13 protein-coding genes are annotated in these 19,036 nt (G+C 34.3%); 5 read left to right on the forward strand and 8 right to left on the reverse strand.

Translation table 11 applies throughout. The annotated features are described in order from the left end of the window. Positions 1-67: 67 nt before the first annotated feature. Together EM308_RS13885 and EM308_RS13890 are read right to left on the reverse strand one after the other, a co-directional pair. Positions 68-2,290, reverse strand: coding sequence for a TlpA family protein disulfide reductase (locus tag EM308_RS13885; RefSeq protein WP_035636518.1), 2,223 nt, complete (start codon positions 2,288-2,290; stop codon positions 68-70). A gap of 261 nt (positions 2,291-2,551) precedes the next feature. Next, on the reverse strand, positions 2,552-4,048 hold the full coding sequence (locus EM308_RS13890) for a PAS domain-containing sensor histidine kinase (protein ID WP_083273912.1): 1,497 nt from the start codon (positions 4,046-4,048) through the stop codon (positions 2,552-2,554). Between the two features lie 389 nt (positions 4,049-4,437). On the opposite strand from EM308_RS13890, the gene glgP reads away from it, so the two are divergent. Both glgP and EM308_RS13900 read left to right on the forward strand, forming a co-directional pair. Beyond that, positions 4,438-6,102, forward strand: coding sequence for an alpha-glucan family phosphorylase (gene glgP, locus EM308_RS13895; protein ID WP_035636516.1), 1,665 nt, complete (start codon positions 4,438-4,440; stop codon positions 6,100-6,102). Between the two features lie 363 nt (positions 6,103-6,465). After that, positions 6,466-8,094 (forward strand): acyl-CoA carboxylase subunit beta, encoded by a 1,629-nt coding sequence (locus EM308_RS13900; protein ID WP_035635686.1) that lies wholly within the window; start codon positions 6,466-6,468, stop codon positions 8,092-8,094. Between the two features lie 122 nt (positions 8,095-8,216). Here the strand turns inward: EM308_RS13900 and EM308_RS13905 are convergent, their stop codons facing one another. The 4 genes from EM308_RS13905 to EM308_RS13920 form a co-directional block, all read right to left on the reverse strand. Further along, entirely contained in the window at positions 8,217-9,551 is a 1,335-nt protein-coding gene (locus EM308_RS13905; RefSeq protein WP_035635688.1) for a TolC family protein, read from the reverse strand. Positions 9,552-9,590: 39 nt separating this feature from the next. Beyond that, a complete protein-coding gene (locus tag EM308_RS13910; RefSeq protein WP_051877697.1) occupies positions 9,591-11,210 on the reverse strand; it encodes a DHA2 family efflux MFS transporter permease subunit in 1,620 nt (539 codons plus the stop codon). A gap of 2 nt (positions 11,211-11,212) precedes the next feature. Then, positions 11,213-12,298, reverse strand: coding sequence for an HlyD family secretion protein (locus EM308_RS13915; RefSeq protein ID WP_035635690.1), 1,086 nt, complete (start codon positions 12,296-12,298; stop codon positions 11,213-11,215). A gap of 109 nt (positions 12,299-12,407) precedes the next feature. Next, positions 12,408-13,049: a TetR/AcrR family transcriptional regulator gene (locus EM308_RS13920; RefSeq protein WP_051877698.1), complete on the reverse strand. Its 642-nt coding sequence runs from the start codon at positions 13,047-13,049 to the stop codon at positions 12,408-12,410. Between the two features lie 409 nt (positions 13,050-13,458). On the opposite strand from EM308_RS13920, the gene EM308_RS13925 reads away from it, so the two are divergent. Next, positions 13,459-13,893, forward strand: coding sequence for a DoxX family protein (locus EM308_RS13925; RefSeq protein WP_035635692.1), 435 nt, complete (start codon positions 13,459-13,461; stop codon positions 13,891-13,893). A gap of 85 nt (positions 13,894-13,978) precedes the next feature. Here EM308_RS13925 and EM308_RS13930 read toward each other — a convergent pair whose 3' ends face one another. Further along, the gene (locus EM308_RS13930; RefSeq protein ID WP_035635693.1) at positions 13,979-15,034 is read right to left on the reverse strand and encodes an AMP-binding protein; all 1,056 of its coding nucleotides are present in this window, start codon (positions 15,032-15,034) and stop codon (positions 13,979-13,981) included. Positions 15,035-15,077: 43 nt separating this feature from the next. Continuing rightward, entirely contained in the window at positions 15,078-15,992 is a 915-nt protein-coding gene (locus EM308_RS13935) for a CPBP family intramembrane glutamic endopeptidase (protein WP_035635697.1), read from the reverse strand. A gap of 92 nt (positions 15,993-16,084) precedes the next feature. Between EM308_RS13935 and EM308_RS13940 the strand changes: the two genes are divergently transcribed. Then, complete coding sequence (locus EM308_RS13940) at positions 16,085-16,426, forward strand: arsenate reductase family protein (RefSeq protein WP_035635700.1); 342 nt, start codon at positions 16,085-16,087, stop codon at positions 16,424-16,426. A gap of 80 nt (positions 16,427-16,506) precedes the next feature. Further along, positions 16,507-18,951: an outer membrane beta-barrel family protein gene (locus tag EM308_RS13945; protein WP_035635703.1), complete on the forward strand. Its 2,445-nt coding sequence runs from the start codon at positions 16,507-16,509 to the stop codon at positions 18,949-18,951. Positions 18,952-19,036: the final 85 nt, after the last annotated feature.

Below are 19,036 nucleotides of genomic sequence, written 5' to 3' on the forward strand. Positions count from 1 at the left end.
CGGGTTTGTTTTTATAAATCATTATTTTTTTAATCTAAATATCTTCCGTGAAGATCTTTTTTATTGACTAATTGTATTTTTCAAGAATTCCATTCAATAAATAACTAAAATTATGCATCGGAAAATTATCATTTATGACTTCTCCTTTTTTGTCAATGACTACATAACGTGGTATGCCATTGAATTTAAAAAGTTGACGTAAATAATTATAATCATCTGAAGCCAATCGGTAAATATTTTCTAATTCCTGTTCTTTTACAAATTTATCATACGGTTCAAGTGGAGACAAGCTTTCATCGGTAATGAATACAAACTCAAAATCTTTATTGTCTTTGTGTTCCTTTCTTTTTTCTTTCATTTGTTTTATATTAGCTACACAAGGTCCACAGGTCGTTGCCCAAAAGTCAATAAATAATATTTTTCCTTTATGTGTTGCTATAATATTTTTAAAAATGTCTGTTGCTTTACCCTCTGGCAATTTATTCTGTAAGGTAGTGGCACTAATATTTACTTTACTATTTAAATTGTCAGCCAAAGAATTATTTTGAAAGGTGTTAATTGGAAACTGTTTATTTACCATTCTTTCACCTTCTTTTTTTAAAAATGGATGTGTAATATCCTTTTTTAATTCGTTCCAATAAGCATGTGCATTTTCTGTATTGGTTCTTTTTATATCAAAATCAAGAGCCCTTATCTTTATTACTTCGTAAACAAGATTTTTTTCTAAATGAAATACATTTTTAACAATAGAATCTCTTAATTGCCACTTTTCCATAGTCACTTTTTCAGGTTTTGGAATACTAATAAATGGTTCAACATATTTTTTGGAATAGGCTTTCGATGCATTTTTGTAGGTCTCGCTAAATTGTTTTTGAAACTCCATAACCTCGGCAGCTGATTTAAAAGCCTTATTTTTATTACTTTCTCTTAATGCTTTGTCATTCTCCGTAATTTCAATTTTCTCAAGTTCCAAATACTGCTCAAAAGTTTTCTCAGGTATAAATCTGGATGTATTTTTTTCATTTGGTTTTGGATAAACCAAAATAGGTTTAGCAAACTCAAACCGATTGACAAAAGTCGAAAATTCATTTAAGGCTAAAAGGCTTTGGTCGTTTAAATCCAAATTTTGCAAAAAATTAAAATAATCGTTTTCAACGGGTATTTTTAAAATTGGATTAGCAGGATCTTCTTTGGCATAATAATCACGAGCACTAACAAAATCGAACAAATGATTGGCATGTTCTAAATCAATCTTGTTTTTTAATAAAATCTTTGCTTTATCGGATATAGAATTGTTTTTTAGATAGATTTCTAAATTTTTCAAGTTCTTTTTATATTCTACAGTTTCCTCTTCTTTAAAAGCTTGAGGAGATATTGTTTTCATTTTTTTACTAAATATTTTGTAATCAAATGGTTTATCATCAAACTTATTCAAGTCTTCATTTGTTTTTGCCAAAGGCCCTATAAACGTTATGTTCTTTAAATAATTGTATGTGTTGCGCATTCTATCCACATACAAAAATTCATCCCAATCTAAAACCATGGCCAAGGTTTGTTTTGGTTCTAAGTAAAACTTAACGGGGCTTTTTTTAAAAACCATATAAGAATAAGAGGGATTTGTCAACGGAATATTAGCTTCGAAACGTCCATCAGGATGGATTTCAACAACTACAGGATAATCTTCTCTTGTAATGTCATTGTGGGTGTACATTATTCCCGTTTTAAAACCCAATCGAACATCGTAACCTTTTATATATCCAATAAGTCTACCTGTTGATTCATTAAAGAATTCTTTAGAACTCAAATTTGCCAATGGTTTGTTAGCTTCTTTTTTGAGTTCATTATCAATCCATTTTGAAACATACCCCGGTATTTCAGAAGATTTTTTAGACTTTTTGGCTCCTTCTACCAATGATATTCCAAAGACAACGTTATTGTAGTCAATCTTTTTTACACCTTCATTTATAGGAGGAAATATCAGTACGATAGTTTTTTCTCCAGATTCTGGCATCGTTATCTTTTCATCGAACTTCGCACCTTCAATATCTAGAACATTTAGTTTTACATTGTTGTCCAATTGAATAAAAATATCTTTTTCAAACGACATCCACCATTTAGGTATAAATTTATTATGGATATGTATTCTTGTTGCTTCTTTGCTTAGTTCAATTTTTGATATATGGGTTATCCCGCTATTGGTAACTTCAAATTCTGGATTTTCTATGATCCGCTGAGCAAATGCTATTGAATTTAGTAATACTAAAATGATGATAATTGTAGCTCTTTTCATTGTGGTAGGTTCAAGATATATTTACGAATATATAAATAAAAAGCCACAACTTGTTAAAGGTTTTTGAGTTTAGTCTAAACTCAAGTATTATTTTTGTCCTTGATATACTTTTTTTTAAGTACCTCCGCTCCCGCACGAATCATTTCGTGTGGTTGTAGTAGAGGACAAAGAGAAGAGCAATAGCTTATCATTTTCATAGATAAATAAAAAAGGAGGAAAACTTATTTTCCTCCTTTTTTTTGATTCTGATCAAACCAATAATTATTTTTGAATCGAAACAAAAAATGTCGTTCCTTCATTTGGTAAACTTTCAACCCAAATTTCGCCACCCATAGTTTCAATTTGAGTTTTTGTCATAAACAACCCAAAACCTTTGGCATCGGGATGATTATGGAAAGTCTTACGAATTTTAAACATATTTTCACCATGTTTTTCCATGTCAATTCCCTGACCATTATCAGAAACAGATAAAATAACACGGTCTTCTTTAATTTCGGATTTAATTTTAATGATTGGTTTTCTGTCCTCCGATTTATATTTAAAGGCATTACTGATAAAATTCTGAATCATACTATCCATATACGTTTGCGGAAAATATACGATAGGAACCTCTTCAAAATCGGTCTCAATTACAGCATCATATAGTTTAATTTGCGCTTCAAATCCCAAAACCGTTTTGTTTACAATTTCCTGCAGATTAATCTCATCCAATGCTATTTCAGCATCTTGTTTCACCTGAACGGTCTCAATTAATTCTTCAAAAATCTCATTCAGATGTTCTGAAACCTTTTCTACAACGTTAAAATACTCCGCTTTTTCATCATCATTCTCGGTATTTTTGATCAAATCAATCAACATTGTAATATTACTCATTGGTGCTCTCAGGTTATGGGAAACAATATTACAGAAATCAACCAATTGTCTGTTTTTCATCTCCAGTGCCTGTGCAGTCTTCAGTCGTTCTAGTTCTCTGTTTTTGCGATCAGTAACATCCAAACGAATAACAACGTACTGATAAGGCTTTCCATCAGCATTCAAAAAAGGAACAATTATAGTGTCAACCCAATAAAAGCTTCCATCTTTTGCCTTGTTTTTCAGCTCGCCTTTCCAGACTTTTCCATTGGCAATAGCAACCCATAAAGCACGAATAAATTCTTTGGAATGATGACCGGAATTTACAATTCTATGATCCTGGCCTATTAGTTCCTCTCTTGAATATTGAGAAATTTTACAAAAATTGTCGTTCACATGAGTAATAATTCCTTTTTGATTTGTAACTGCAACGATTGACGATTCATCCAAAGCATATTTGTAATCCTCAATTTGCCTCATGATTTCCTGAAATTCTTCCTCCCCTTTTTTTCGATCAGAAATATCGCAACGAATAGACACATATTGATATGGTTTACCTTGTTCGTTCAAAAAAGGAACAATTGTTGTATCAACCCAATAGCAAGTACCGTCTTTTGCCCTATTTTTAACTTCTCCATTCCAAACCTTCCCATTAGCGATGGTTCTCCAAAGATCTTTCATAAAATCTTTGGTATGATAACCCGAATTTACTATTCGATGATCCTGCCCAATCAGCTCTTCTTTTGAATATTTTGAAATTTTACAGAAATTATCATTCACGTGAGTAATAATTCCTTTTTGATCAGTAATCGCAACGATAGCAGACTGATCTAGAGCATACTTATAATCCAAAACTTCTTTTGCAAGTCTATTCGATTCATTTAGCTCAACGCTCATCTTCTCCATAAAAACCTTATATTATTGAAAATCAATACAATTAACTATTAAAAAACATACAAAACTATAACTATCCAGACTAACAGAACATGACATTTCTCATACTTTATTTTTGGTTCGAAATTCATCAAATTTACTCAAAATAAAAGACTTTTTCCTCCTATTTCGTTTTTACATTTTACAAGTATTTAGTTTTGAAAAAATAGTCCTAAAAGCAATTTTCATTATGATATTTTTTAATAAAAAAAATAAAACCTACTGAGTCTTAATCGCTACAACGTTGTAGCTTAAAAATCTGATAAATAACATTTTAAAAAGAAACAATTAACGTCTTTCGAAAACAATTCTAAAGCCTTTTTTTTACATTTGTTTTTGTATCATTATAAAAAATAAAAAAAATGGGCAAGAATTTACCTGAACAATACAGACATCCCTACACATTTGATAAAAAATATAAAAAATCAGCCGTTTATTTTTCAATGGAATTTGCGATTGATCAATCTCTAAAAATTTATTCTGGAGGATTGGGCTTTTTGGCGGGATCGCACATGCGAAGCGCATATGATTTAAAGCAGAATTTAATCGGAATCGGAATTTTATGGAAAAAAGGATATTATGATCAATTTCTGAGAGAAGACCATTCGATGGGTGCGCTTTTTAGAGAGAAAAATTACAGTTTCCTTGAAGACACCAACATACGATTCACCATAAAAATAGACAATCACGACGTTTGGGTCAAAGCCTATTTCCTGAAACCAGAAACCTTTGGAACTGTCCCGATGTTTTTCCTATCAACTGATTTACCCGAAAATGATTATTTGGCAAAATCAACTACATTCAGATTATATGATTCCAATCCAAGTGCCAAAGTCGCACAAACAATGGTTTTGGGATTGGGCGGAGCCAAATTGCTGGACGCTCTGGATTATGAACCGGATATTTATCATTTAAACGAAGCTCATGCGGTTTCATCTGTATTTCATTTGTACAATAAATACAAAAGTGTGGAAAAAATCAAAGAAAAAATGGTTTTTACAACCCATACTCCCGAAGAAGCCGGAAACGAAAAACATGATATTCATTTTCTAGAAAACCTAAGTTTTTTTGATGGCATTCCGTTAGAGACGGTTAGAGAAATAACAGGCATTCAAGACAACACATTCAACCATTCCCTTGTTGCATTACGATTGAGCCACAAAGCCAATGGTGTGTCCAAATTACACGGAGAAGTTTCGAGAGATATGTGGAAAGCCTTTTCAGGAATTTGTCCGATAACGCATATCACCAATGCTCAAAACAAAAAATACTGGGTAGATCCTTGGCTCGATGAGGCTCATACTGCCAAAGACCGAGAGAAATTAATCGCTAGAAAAAAGAGATTAAAAGAAAAATTATTCGAAGTGGTCGCCGATCAAACAGGGAAATTATTTGACCCAAACATTCTAACCATAGTATGGGCAAGACGTTTTGCCGAATACAAAAGACCCGACTTAATCACGCGTGATTTTGAAAAATTTAAAAGTTTAATGAATAATAGTGAAAGGCCAATCCAAATTATATTTGCTGGTAAGCCATACCCTACTGATTACGGAGCCATTCAAAACTTTGACAATCTTATGCACATCAGTAAGGATTTCAAAAACATGGCAGTTCTTATTGGACACGAATTAAAATTATCGCGACAATTAAAAAAAGGTGCCGATATTTGGTTAAATAATCCACGAGTAACCCGTGAAGCTTCGGGAACATCTGGAGTGACAGCTGCCATGAACGGAGCTCTTAATTTCTCTACCAATGACGGATGGGTTCGTGAATTCAAAGAATTAAATAAAACCCAAAACTCATTTGTTCTTCCTATAGTCGATCATACTATACCAACTCATGAGCAAGATCGAATGGATTTAGAAAACATACATGAAACGCTTGAGAAAGAAATATTGCCCCTTTATTATGACAAACCAAAAAAATGGTGGGATTTGGTAGAAACAAGCATGAAACAAATCGTTCCTTTCTTTGATTCTTCTCGAATGGCAGACGAATATTATTCAAAAATGTACAATTAAATTTCAATGTAAAACATATAAGTCATGTATGTTTTAAATTTGAATAAAATGAAGTAAAATAATAGTTCATTTAAGCAAAGAAACGAGTTACAGAGAAAAAATTATTAACTTATATTCACTTTTAATCATGTGACAAGACAACTTTCTTTCTTAGCTTAAATTACTTATATGTTTAAAAATTTCATGCTGTTTATTTTATTATACACAACAAAACCTCGTTATCTGAAAAATGACGAGGTTTTTATTTTTATATAATTTTAAAGAACATTAAATTGCTGAAAATTTAAAACATCACCCATAAAAAACATTATTTCGGGCATTTTTGTAAATTAGCATTCGTCACAAAAAACAGACTTTTCACTTATGGATTTAAACTTCAATAAAAACGAAGACCACAATAAACTTTTGCTCTCCGAACTCCGACAAAAATTAGCCAAAATAAAACTTGGAGGTGGCGAAAAAAGAATTGAAAAACTTCATGCCGAAGGCAAAATGACCGCCCGGGAACGAATTAATTATCTTTTGGATGAAAGTCCAAAACCGATAGAAATTGGTGCTTTTGCAGGTGATAAAATGTATAAGGAACATGGAGGATGTCCATCTGGTGGTGTGATTGTCAAAATTGGTTATATCAAAGGAAAACAATGCATAGTGGTTGCCAATGACGCCACCGTAAAAGCAGGTGCCTGGTTTCCGATTACAGCAAAGAAAAACCTAAGAGCACAGGAAATTGCAATGGAAAATCGTTTGCCCATTATCTACTTGGTTGATAGCGCCGGTGTTTATTTGCCATTGCAAGACGAAATTTTCCCTGATAAAGAACATTTTGGACGCATCTTTAGAAACAACGCCATCATGAGTAGTATGGGAATTACCCAAATTGCAGCCGTAATGGGCAGTTGCGTTGCGGGAGGTGCGTATCTTCCCATCATGAGTGACGAAGCGTTGATTGTGGACAAAACAGGAAGTATTTTCCTTGCCGGAAGTTATTTAGTCAAAGCCGCAATTGGAGAAAACATAGACAACGAAACCCTAGGCGGAGCGACAACCCATTGTGAAATATCGGGTGTGACGGATTATAAAGCCAAAGACGACAAAGATGCCTTAGAGAAAATAAAAAACATTGTCGATAAAATAGGTGATTTTGACAAAGCGGGATTCAGTCGAATCAAAACGATAAAACCTGCTCTTGACGAAAACGAAATCTACGGTATTTTGCCAACAGCCCGAACAGAACAATATGATATGATGGAAATCATCAAGCGATTGGTAGACAATTCTGAATTTGAAGCTTACAAAGAAGGCTACGGACAATCACTGATTACGGGATATGCAAGAATTGACGGCTGGGCTGTGGGAATTGTTGCCAACCAAAGAAAAGTAGCTAAAACAACAAAAGGCGAAATGCAATTTGGTGGCGTAATCTACTCCGATTCGGCAGACAAAGCGACCCGTTTTATTGCCAATTGCAACCAAAAGAAAATTCCGTTGGTTTTTATACAAGACGTTACCGGATTTATGGTGGGTTCCAAATCCGAACATGGAGGAATAATTAAAGACGGAGCCAAAATGGTAAACGCCGTTTCAAATTCGGTGGTGCCAAAATTCACTGTCGTAGTCGGTAATTCTTACGGAGCAGGAAACTACGCCATGTGCGGAAAAGCATTCGACCCTAGATTGATAGTTGCATGGCCAAGTGCCGAATTGGCCGTTATGGGAGGAACTCAAGCCGCAAAAGTATTGGCACAAATTGAAGCTTCATCCCTAAAAGGAAAAGGAGAAATTATCGATGAAGCCAAAGAAGCCGAATTATTTGCCAAAATTAAGGCCCGCTATGACGACCAGGTTTCTCCCTATTATGCTGCGGCACATTTATGGACAGATGCCATTATCGACCCGCTGGAAACCAGAACTTGGATTTCTATGGGTATTGAAGCCGCTAACCACTCACCTATTGAAAAGAAATTTAATTTGGGGGTAATTCAGGTATAGTAAGACTCAAATTATTTTTTAAAAAAATTGCACAAAATCTTGCTACATAATTTATGACAAAAGCCTGATACGTTTCAGAAACGTATCAGGCTTTTTTATTCATAAAGACAAAATCTTGGAAACTAAAAATTTCCTATCGCTTTTTGATAATTCACACTGGCAACCAAGTAATCATAAACTGCCTGAAGATAACTTTGTTCTGATTGTCTGAGTGATCTCTCAGTTTCAAGAACATCACCGTACTGACGACCTCCTAGACCGAATTGTTGTTTTTGATAACCATAAATTTTCTGAGAAAGTTCATAATTGTTTTTGGTTACCTGCATATTTTGCTGTGCATTGGAAACCTCTGTGCTTGATTTCAGAATCTCATAACTCACATCAGCCTTTTTTTGTTTTAAATCCAATTCGTTCTGGGTGAGTTGTATATTTTTCTCGTGAATATTGTCTTGATTTTTGAAATTGGAAGTAATCGGAATTTTAAACTGCATACCCACAAAGCTATAAGGAGTCCACCATTGGCCTAAACTATAATCAAAATTTGAATATTGGAAATGCTCCGTAAAATTGGCAACCAATGAAACAGTAGGAATTGCCGCTTGTTTGGTTTTATCTAATTCAAGTTTTATCCCTTCTTGTTTTAACATCAATTGCTTGATTTCGGTACGTTTTTCGATATTGGCATCTGCCAAAGCTTTTTCATTAAGTTTTCCAAAACTTGACGAATCCAATGATTCTGACAACTTAACCTCAGTATTATCCGAAACGTTCATTTGGTATTTCAATTTGGCCAGAGCCAAACCATAATTTTGTTTTGCCTTTTGGGTTTCTACTTTTGCATTTTCATAATCCAATTTGGCTTTCATATTATCCGTTTCGATTAAAGAACCGGCTTTAAATTTTCCTTCAGCCAAATCAGCATATTCCTTGAAACGCATTTCCTCATTGGTCGCAATCTTATGTTGTAGTTCTTTTAGGGTAACATTAAAATAAGCGAGCGTAATTTGTTCTTTTATAATGTCTTCGTCGGCTCTGATTTTTTCCTGTGAAATAGCCGCATTGTTCTTTGCAATTTTTACATCAGTGCCAATTCCGGGTTTAAAAATAGGTTGGTTCAATTCCAAACTAAAAGAAGTGTGATTGTCTGGCGAAAAAGGAAACAATGCCGGTTGACCAGTTGGTGAAAATCCCGGCGGTATATATGCTTGCTGAATTTGGGTATTGTAGATTACACTTCCGGTGGATGAAACTTCAGGAATCCATTCTTTTTTGGATTTCGCAATTTCGCTTTGACTTAAATCCACATTGTATTTATGAGATTGTACATCGTACCTGTTTTTCAATCCTAAATCCACTGCCTGTTGCAGACCTAATTCTACTGATCCCTGGGTGGGTTCCTGGGAAAATCCTAAAAACGAATTCAGGATTAATACGGCTAATAAAATTCTTTTTATCATGGTTAATTATTTTTGTTAGATAAATTTACTAAAACTATCCTAATGTTCATTCACAACCTGTATCTTATCTTTCTTATTATACCTGATTAACAATATTATAGGAATACAAAATAGAACTGCAAATCCCAGCATACCAAATCCCTGATTGTAACTCACGAGCATTTGTTGTTTGGTCACAATTCCGTCCAACATACTGTAGGCTGCTTGTGTAGCTTGATCACTGGAGTAACCTGCCTGTGAAAACATTTGTGTAAAAGCACCGAGACGTTCGCTGGTTGCATCATTATAATTCGAAACATTACCAATCAGATTTCCGCGGATATCGGCAGTTGAACGATTAAGGTAAATGTTGATAATGGCGATTCCAACAGCTCCTCCCATTTGTCTTAACATATTTGAAAGTCCTGTTGCCTGTGCCAAGTCTTTACCATGTAATCCTGCCACAGCCAATCCAAGAATTGGCATCATCATCAAGGCGGTTCCGAATCCTCTCAGAATAAACGGCCAGAAGAAATGGGTTTCATTGGAATCTGGACCCGAAAACGAAAGCATAAACAAAAAACATGAATTCATTAAAAGACCTATAATCATTATGTTTTTTGGATTGTATCCTTTGTTAAGGAAACGGCTCACAACGATCATACCTACAGAAGTTGCAATGGCTCCGGGGATCATAAAAGCCCCTTGTTTGGTCGCTGTCCATCCCAGAGCAACCTGCGTAAATAATGGAAAAATGAAAACCGAACCATTGATTACCATTCCGATGACAAAATTCATAATATTCCCCATTGCCAAGTTGAAACTCTTGTACAAACGGAGATTCACTGCCGGGTAATCAATAGACAATTCGCGAACAATAAAAGCGACAATACCCAAAACTGCGGTGGTAAAGAAAAATACGATTTCGGCACTTTCAAACCAGTCCTCAGACGAACCTTCTTCCAAAATAAACTGAAGCGATCCAATACCAATAACCAGAAATATAATTCCCCACCAATCGATTTTTTTTAGTTTTTGTACTCCCGGAAGATCCGTTACGTATCTTGAGGCAAGGATTGCAGCAATTGCGCCAATGGGTACATTTACAAAAAATATCCAGTGCCACGAAAAATTATCGGTAATAAAACCGCCCATCACAGGACCAAAAGTAGGACCAAGAATTACTCCCAATCCAAAGATAGCTTGTCCTGTTGCTTGTTCTTTTGGAGGAAAGGCACCTAGAATAATTGACTGTGCTGTAGATAACAATCCACCACCACCAATACCTTGTATAAATCGCCAAAACACCAACACCCACAAACTATCGGACAAACCACACATTAGCGAAGCAAAGGTAAATATGATTACAGAACTCGTAAAGTAAATCTTGCGCCCAAACAAGTTGGACAACATACTCGATAGCGGAATAATAATAACATTTGCAATACCATAAGAGGTAACCACCCAAGCAATTTCTGTTGTTGTGGCTCCAATATTACCGCTAATTTCGCGTAAAGCGACATTCACGATAGTCGTATCAATAAGTTCCAGCATGGCACAAGAAATAGCTGTAATTACAAGCAACCATTTTTCAATTCCCTGCGGATATTTAATCTCCGGTATCTTTTTTGGGGATTCGTGAGGACTTATTTCATTCTTTTCAGAAAAATTGTCTTCCATGATTAGTTCACTTTAACTTTAACAAAAGCACTTAAACCAGGAAACAGCTCATACTTTTTATCAGCAGGAAAATTATCGATGGCTATTCGAACCGGAACACGTTGCGTGATTTTTATAAAATTACCAGTTGCGTTATCTGGAGGAAGCAACGAAAATTTTGCACCTGTTGCTCCACCAAAAGATTCTACTTTTCCACTTAATTCGATGTCTGAGTGAGAATCCAAATGAATTTTCACTTTGTCTCCGATTTTCATTTTCTCAATTTGAGTTTCTTTGAAATTGGCGCTAATCCAATGTTTTTCGACATCGACTACCACACATAAAGATTGTCCCACTGATACGTATTGCCCTTGGTTGAAGGCACGTTTGGTCACGATTCCGTCGCACGGCGCAATTACATACGCATAGGACAATTGTTTCAAAGCCAATTTTAATTCTGCTTCACGTTGACTTATCGTTGCATTCGAAAGTCCAATTTGCCCAACATAAGCTTTGGCTTGCGATTTTGCCCCTTGAGAAGAAGCCAATGAAGATTGTTCCTGATCTAGTGATTTTTTGTATTCAGACTGTGCTATCTGCAAGTTGGCTTTGGCATCATCAAGTTGGGCTTGTGTGGCTCCTTTAACAGCTAATAATTTATTTACTCTGTCAAGATCCAACTGAGCTTTATTTAGTTTTGCTTTGGCAGCACCAGAAGCTTGTCGATTTGATTCTGCAGTTTTCAGCGATGCGGTTGCATTGTCAGTTCCGGCAGAAGCAGTACTTCTGGACACAGATAAATTTGCCTTTGAGTTTTGTAGAGCAGCTTGAGCCTGTTGCACTTTTGCCTCCAATTCATCGATGTCAAAAATTACAAGAGTGTCTCCTTTTTTTACATTTTGGTTATCCTGAAAACGCAATTCTTTTACAAATCCAGTAACACCAGAACGTATTGAGTAAAGATTACCATCCAATTGTGCATTGTCTGTACTCTCATATTGAGCGCCTGTAAAATGAATTATAACAGAGACAAGAAGGATTAACGCAATAACTCCTCCAATAATCTTTATTTTTTTTGCAGCTTTTTTTGACTTTGATTTCTTTTCCATTTCTGTTTTATTTCTGTTTATTATTTAATCATTACTAATTTTATTCCGACCAGTTGGTATGCTGAAATATGTTTAAATTTTTAATATATTGATTTGACTTTGAAAACTTTTAAAGTGAAGTAACTGCCGATTGATTGTCTCTATTTTTAGAAAAAGAATCGCATTTTAATTCATTATAAAAATCACTCCATAGCGTATTCAATTTTTCAGCCATCATTTTATCGCTGGTGATTTCGATTCCAAAATTCTTGCGGATTCCTACAGCAACTTTTGTAAAGATGAAAATTTGGGCTATATTCTCATTACTCATCTTCGAATTGATTTCTCCGCTGAGTTTGGCATTAGCAATAACAGCTACCCAAATGTTCAATTCAAGTTCATTGACCTGAGAAAAATTCTGCCTCAATTCCGGAAATAATTTGATAGCCTCGAGAATAAGTGTCACAAAATTTACATCCTTAGAAGCCGAATCATTATCTGTTCGTTCTCTCTTTATAAAATCTAAAAAAGCACTGTAAAAATTCTTTAGCGAACTTTTATCCAGACCATCATAATAAAACATCATTTTATCAAGAAGAAATTTTTCAATAACCTCCCTGAACAATTGTTCTTTACTAGAAAAATAGTGATAAAATGCTCCTTTAGACAAACCAGTAGCATCAACCAGTTCTTTCATTGAAACTTCCTTGAAAGTTTTATTCAAGAACAATTTAAAACTAGTGTCAAGTATGTATTGTTTTGTGTCTTTCATAGCAGATAGTAAATTTGGGTATTAATTTTCTTCTTTTAATAATAATTGTCTTTTCGTCTTTTATCAGAATACAAAAACCGACCATTCGGTACGCAAAATTATAATGATAATTTGAATCTACAAAACTTTAGTGAAAATAATTTTAAAAACCTCATAATCTCAGTGTTACAGAAACACCAAAAGTATGACTCCGCCAAAATGCAGTACAACACATTGATACTGCATGAAGATTTTGAAATGTAACGATACCTTAAATATTGCAACTTTTTTCTTTCATCAAAAAACAAAAATAAAATCAATAAAAAACGATGCTTAAAAAAAACACAATTCTCAATTATTATTCCTGAAAATTATCAATATCTCATTAATTATTAATAACTTAGTGTTACTAATTTAAACCGGAAAAGATATGAACAATGTAAAAACCTTGAATAAGTGGGCCAATGCACACACTTATTTACCAATAGATTTACTCAGAATGGCTCTTGGTGTTTTTTTATTTATGAAGGGGGTTTATTTTTTTTCAAACTCGCAGAATTTAGTTGATCTGTTATCGCCTATTGAAGGATTGGACAGATTTGGAAGTCTTGAGATGTTTGCGATTCACTATATAGCCCCGGCGCATTTAATTGGAGGAATTTTAATTTTTTGTGGTTTATTAACCCGTTGGGCCATTATATCACAATTACCTATCCTTATTAGTGCCATTATAATCAATTTTATGGGACAAATGCACCACCAGAACTTATTATTGGCATTAATTTGTCTTACTGTATGTTTCTTTTTTCTATTCTATGGAAGCGGAAAAAATTCAGCAGATTATTTTTTCAAAATGCAGGTATAACATAACACAACTCCGAAATACAAAATACCAGAAACAAAAAAGAGAGAAACATAAACTTCTCTCTTTTTTGTTATCTCAGGCAGTCTTACTTAACTGCTACCAATTCTTTACTTTCTTCCCTCATTATTTTACCGGTAGCGGTTTCCTTAAATTTAGGGATAAACACTATCTCTTTTGGTTTTTCATATTTGTCCAAAACATCAAATAAAGAATGGTTAATATCCAATGGAGAACCTTCTACATAAAGAGCCACTTTTTCTCCCAAAATATCATCTGGCACACCGATTACAAAATAACGTCTCGGAATTAGTGCCGATAATTTATTTTCTACTAGCTCTGGCATAATTTTTACACCTCCGCTGTTAATTACATTATCGTGACGTCCTAACCAAACAAATTGAGTATCTGAAACTAATTTCACAATATCATTGGTAACGATTTTTTCGTTTCCAATATTTTTTGCAACAATCTCAAGACATTGATCTTCATTCACAGAAACCGTAACATTTGGCAAAGTAGTAAAAACTTCAACACCAACTTTCTTAGCAGCAATATGAGTAATTGTTTCGGTCATACCGTAAGTTTCATAAATATCAATTGGCAGTTTTACCAATTCATCTTCCAATGATTTATGAACTTTAACACCTCCTATAATTACCTTTTTAATATTTGATAATTTATCGATTGAATTCTTAGCCTGTAACGGAACCATTGCCGAAAAGTCATATTTCTCGTCATTGTGATCCAAAGGATGAGAACTTGGCGGAACAAAATCCATGTCTAATCCTAAAATAAAAGAGCGCACAAACATCATTTTTCCGGCAACATAATTGGCCGGCAAACAATGAAGAACTCTATCTCCTGGCTGAAGCCCGAAAAAGTCTCCTGTTGCCAAAGCAGATTTAACCATGGCACTTTTCTCAATTCTGATTGATTTTGGAGTTCCTGTCGTGCCAGAAGTATTCATATCAATGTAGGGTTTATCATCAAACCAATCCAATAAAAAATCACCTACCGTCTGCTCAAAATCTTCTCCTTCTTTAACAAAACTGTAAGCTATTCTACACAAATCTTCTTTTGTCAAATGATAGCCATTTAACCTAAAACGGTTGTGTACATTCTTGTGTGTAACTGTATCCATATATTATAAATTTTATTTTTTAAAGTATTAACTGAAAGCCTATTTACACAACAGCCCCTGTTAGTTTATCCCTCCAGCCAGACCACTTGTATTTCATACCAAATATAGTCAAAAGCAAGGGATAAACCACAATAACCGGCAAGATAATATCAAGCCCTGCTACGGGTTCTGACACATCTTTGAAAATAGAATATGTTTGAAAAGCAGACCAATCTGAAGTTACCAATAAAGCCCCAATCAGGTTGTTTGCGGCATGGAAACCCAAAGCCAATTCCATCCCTTCGTCCATCAGAGTCATTATCCCCAACAAGAGTCCTGTTCCTATGTAATATATCATAATTATATTCCCCATCTTGGCAACTTCTGGATTGGAAAAATGCATCAGACCAAAAACACAGGAAGTCATAAGTAAGGGAAACCATTTATTCTTGAATAAATTAGCAAATCCCTGCATCAGATAACCACGAAAAACCAATTCTTCGACACTCGTTTGAATTGGCACCAAAAGCGAGGCTATCACTACCAAAATCGAAAAAGGAACGAGCTGAAAATTAAATTTAAAATCATCTGGACTCACATAACACATCAATAATGTCGAAATTATTGTAAATACAGACCATATACCAAAAGAAAAAAACACTCTTTTCCAATCCATTTTTTCTCTGGATGTGATTATGGAAATAAACTTTTGCCTATGCAGAAAGCGAACAGCAAAATAGATTCCTCCCAATGCAAACACAAATGGAATCAGCAATAAAAATAAATTTAAGTTGGGTTCAAAAAAATGCAATAATTCAGCATCTGTTGTTGGATATTTTTTTCCCTTTAGTGCTGTTTCAAAAAGCATCAACACCAACATAGGCATTTGCCCCAAAAAAGAAGCTCCAATTACAAAAATGGAGCCTAATATGTACTTCCAAAATTTATTACCGGTATTGATTCCTTGCTCTATAAACATTTATCATTTTTCTAAAAAATTATACTTCAAATACTATTCCAAATCTTACTTTTGCCCAAAAAAAATTTAACATTATAAGTAACACAAACAAAATGATACAAATATACCATAATCAAAGATGCGGAAAATCAAGAAATTGTTTACTCGTTTTGCAGGAATCCAACAAAAAAATCGAAATTATCAATTACCTCAACACCCCACCAACTGTTGATGAATTGACCGCATTACTCCAAAAACTGAATTTATCTCCAATTGAACTTGTTCGGCAAAAAGAACAAATCTGGATTGATAATTTCAAAGGAAAAACATTGACAGAAAATGAAATTATTCAGGCAATGGCCGAGAATCCAATTCTCATCGAACGCCCCATTGTAGTCAACGGAAATAAAGCGATTATTGGCCGTGATCTCGAAAAAGTAATTCCTTTTATATAGACATTAACATTATTTTAATAAATCAACTTTAAACCTTATCTGCCTTAAACTATCCAAAAGGAAAACATATATACAATTTAATGAAAAATCTAAACCGCATTATAGTTCTGTTATTTTTATTTTTAGGACTATCAAATTTTGCCCAAAATGGACCTCCAACTTTTACCAAAATAAAAGTTACGGGTAAAATTATAGCAAAGAAAAACAATCAACCCCTTGAAGACGCTACAATCACTTTAAAAAATCAAAAAAACCCCAAAGCTATTTCTGGTGGAATAACCAATAGCAAAGGAGAATTTGATGCAGATGTAATTCCTGGTGTTTATGATATAACTATCGATTTTATTTCGTTCAAATCAATCAACATCACAGGAAAAAACATAACCGAAAAGACTTCACTTGGTACAATTGCTCTCGAAGATGATGCTTCTCAGTTGAACGAAGTCGTTATTCGTTCAGAAAAATCAACTGTTGAAATCAAACTGGACAAAAAAGTTTATAACGTTGGTCAGGACATGATGGTAAAAGGCGGAACGGTAAGTGATGTTTTAGACAACATTCCTTCAGTCTCTGTTGATACCGAAGGAAATGTAAGTTTAAGAGGAAGCGACAATATCCGAATTTTAATTGACGGAAGACCTTCTTATGCGGTAAATATCGCCGAAGCATTAAGACAACTTCCTGCAGATGCAATTGATAAAGTTGAAGTTATCACCAATCCATCTGCCCGATATGATGCCGAAGGTGGTTCTGGAATACTCAACATTATCCTTAAAAAAGGAAAAAACAAAGGTTTTAACGGAACATTAATCGCTTCTGGCGGTATTCCCGAAACGTATGGTTTAAGTGCTAATGTAAATTACAAAACAGAAAAACTAAACTACTTTTCTACCGTAGGATACAATTCAAGAACAAATGAAGGCGGTGGTAAAACAAATTCTGAGTATTTCAACCCAGACAAATCAACCAAAAATTTTCTAGATGAAGATCGTGAAACCCAAAGAACAAGAGATGGTTTCAACGGAAGAGCCGGTGTTGAATGGACCGTAGCACCAAATACTTATTGGACAAATGCCCTAAATTACGAAAACAATACAGGAAATACGAATGATGTAATCAACTATCAAAACTATGATGCTACCCATAATTTTACTGGTACAACTTACCGTTTAAACAATGGAGATACAAACAGTGAGAACATCTCGTATACTTCAAATTTAATTAAAAACTTCAACGACAAAGGGCATAAACTTACCGTTGACGCTACTCTTTCAAGAGATAATGATGATAGTCAAAGTATTATTACAGGTTCTCAGAATTACAACAACACGTTGAATAATCAAGTTCAAAAACAAGCACAAATTCAAGCCGATTACGTGCTTCCAATAGGAGAAGGAAGCCAATTTGAAGCTGGATATAAAGGAAGTTTTGGCGACTTAAACAACCAATATTATGTTCTTGACGAACAAGGAACACGAATTCCTAATTTATCAAACACTTTGGAATACAAAGAAAACATCAATGCACTTTATTCTCAGTACGGTTTCAAGAAAAATAAATTCTCCTATTTATTTGGACTACGTTGGGAAGACACCAACATACATGTAAACTTGTTGGACAATAACGATTTTAATACCAAAAAGTACAACAACTTTTTCCCAAGTGCTTTTATCAGTTATGAACTGTCTGATCAAAGCAACATTACAACAAGCTACAGCAAGCGTCTAACAAGACCTAGAGGCCGTTTTATGAACCCTGCTGTAAACTATTCCAGTAACGTTAATATTTTTCAGGGAAATCCAGACTTAGATCCGTCATTAACAAATAAATTTGACGTTGGATATATCAAACGTTGGGACAAAGTAACATTTAATACTTCTGCTTATTTTGAAGACACCAAAGACGTTTTCAGCTTTGTACGATCTCCTACGGGTGATGAAGTAAACGGAGTTCCGGTAATTAAAAGCCAACCAATTAACTTAGGAAAAGAACAGAAATACGGTTTTGAGTTTACTTTAAATTACACCCCATTCAAAATATGGAGAGTAAACAGTAACTTCAATCTCTACAATGTAAAAACAACTGGAGAACACAGCTACACAGACACAAAAGGCAATCTTATTGTACAAAATCTAGACAACCAAGCCAACACTTGGTTTGCGAGAATTAATTCAAAACTAACTTTACCGTACAAAATTGACTGGCAACTGAGCGCAATGTACAATGGTGAACAAAAAACAGCTCAAGGCAAAAACTTAGATCAGTTTAGTATGAACACGGCTTTCAGCAAAGATTTGTTCAAGGATAAAGCAACACTTGCATTCAATATCAGTGATATTTTAAACTCAAGAATTATGAGATCTTATACTTATCTTGACAACCAGACATCATATAGCGAAATGCAATTCCGTAAACGTCAATTCAATTTGTCATTTACCTACCGTTTCAACAAGGCTAAAAACGAAAAAGAAAAGAATCAAGCTCCTAAAAATGACAGCGGTAACGATGGTGATTTTCCAGGATAAATAAATATAACACCTGCATTAGATTTCTCCAATTCTAATGCGGGAAATCTAGCCAATAAAAAAAGGACTCGCAACACGAGTCCTT

This window comes from Flavobacterium gilvum, assembly GCF_001761465.1.
GTDB lineage: Bacteria > Bacteroidota > Bacteroidia > Flavobacteriales > Flavobacteriaceae > Flavobacterium > Flavobacterium gilvum.

Coding starts and splice junctions, on each gene's coding strand:
- EM308_RS13885 (WP_035636518.1), bottom strand. CDS start 2,290: ATGAAAAGAGCTACAATTATCATCATTTTAGTATTACTAAATTCAATA.
- EM308_RS13890 (WP_083273912.1), bottom strand. CDS start 4,048: ATGGAGAAGATGAGCGTTGAGCTAAATGAATCGAATAGACTTGCAAAA.
- glgP (WP_035636516.1), top strand. CDS start 4,438: ATGGGCAAGAATTTACCTGAACAATACAGACATCCCTACACATTTGAT.
- EM308_RS13900 (WP_035635686.1), top strand. CDS start 6,466: ATGGATTTAAACTTCAATAAAAACGAAGACCACAATAAACTTTTGCTC.
- EM308_RS13905 (WP_035635688.1), bottom strand. CDS start 9,551: ATGATAAAAAGAATTTTATTAGCCGTATTAATCCTGAATTCGTTTTTA.
- EM308_RS13910 (WP_051877697.1), bottom strand. CDS start 11,210: ATGGAAGACAATTTTTCTGAAAAGAATGAAATAAGTCCTCACGAATCC.
- EM308_RS13915 (WP_035635690.1), bottom strand. CDS start 12,298: ATGGAAAAGAAATCAAAGTCAAAAAAAGCTGCAAAAAAAATAAAGATT.
- EM308_RS13920 (WP_051877698.1), bottom strand. CDS start 13,049: ATGAAAGACACAAAACAATACATACTTGACACTAGTTTTAAATTGTTC.
- EM308_RS13925 (WP_035635692.1), top strand. CDS start 13,459: ATGAACAATGTAAAAACCTTGAATAAGTGGGCCAATGCACACACTTAT.
- EM308_RS13930 (WP_035635693.1), bottom strand. CDS start 15,034: ATGGATACAGTTACACACAAGAATGTACACAACCGTTTTAGGTTAAAT.
- EM308_RS13935 (WP_035635697.1), bottom strand. CDS start 15,992: ATGTTTATAGAGCAAGGAATCAATACCGGTAATAAATTTTGGAAGTAC.
- EM308_RS13940 (WP_035635700.1), top strand. CDS start 16,085: ATGATACAAATATACCATAATCAAAGATGCGGAAAATCAAGAAATTGT.
- EM308_RS13945 (WP_035635703.1), top strand. CDS start 16,507: ATGAAAAATCTAAACCGCATTATAGTTCTGTTATTTTTATTTTTAGGA.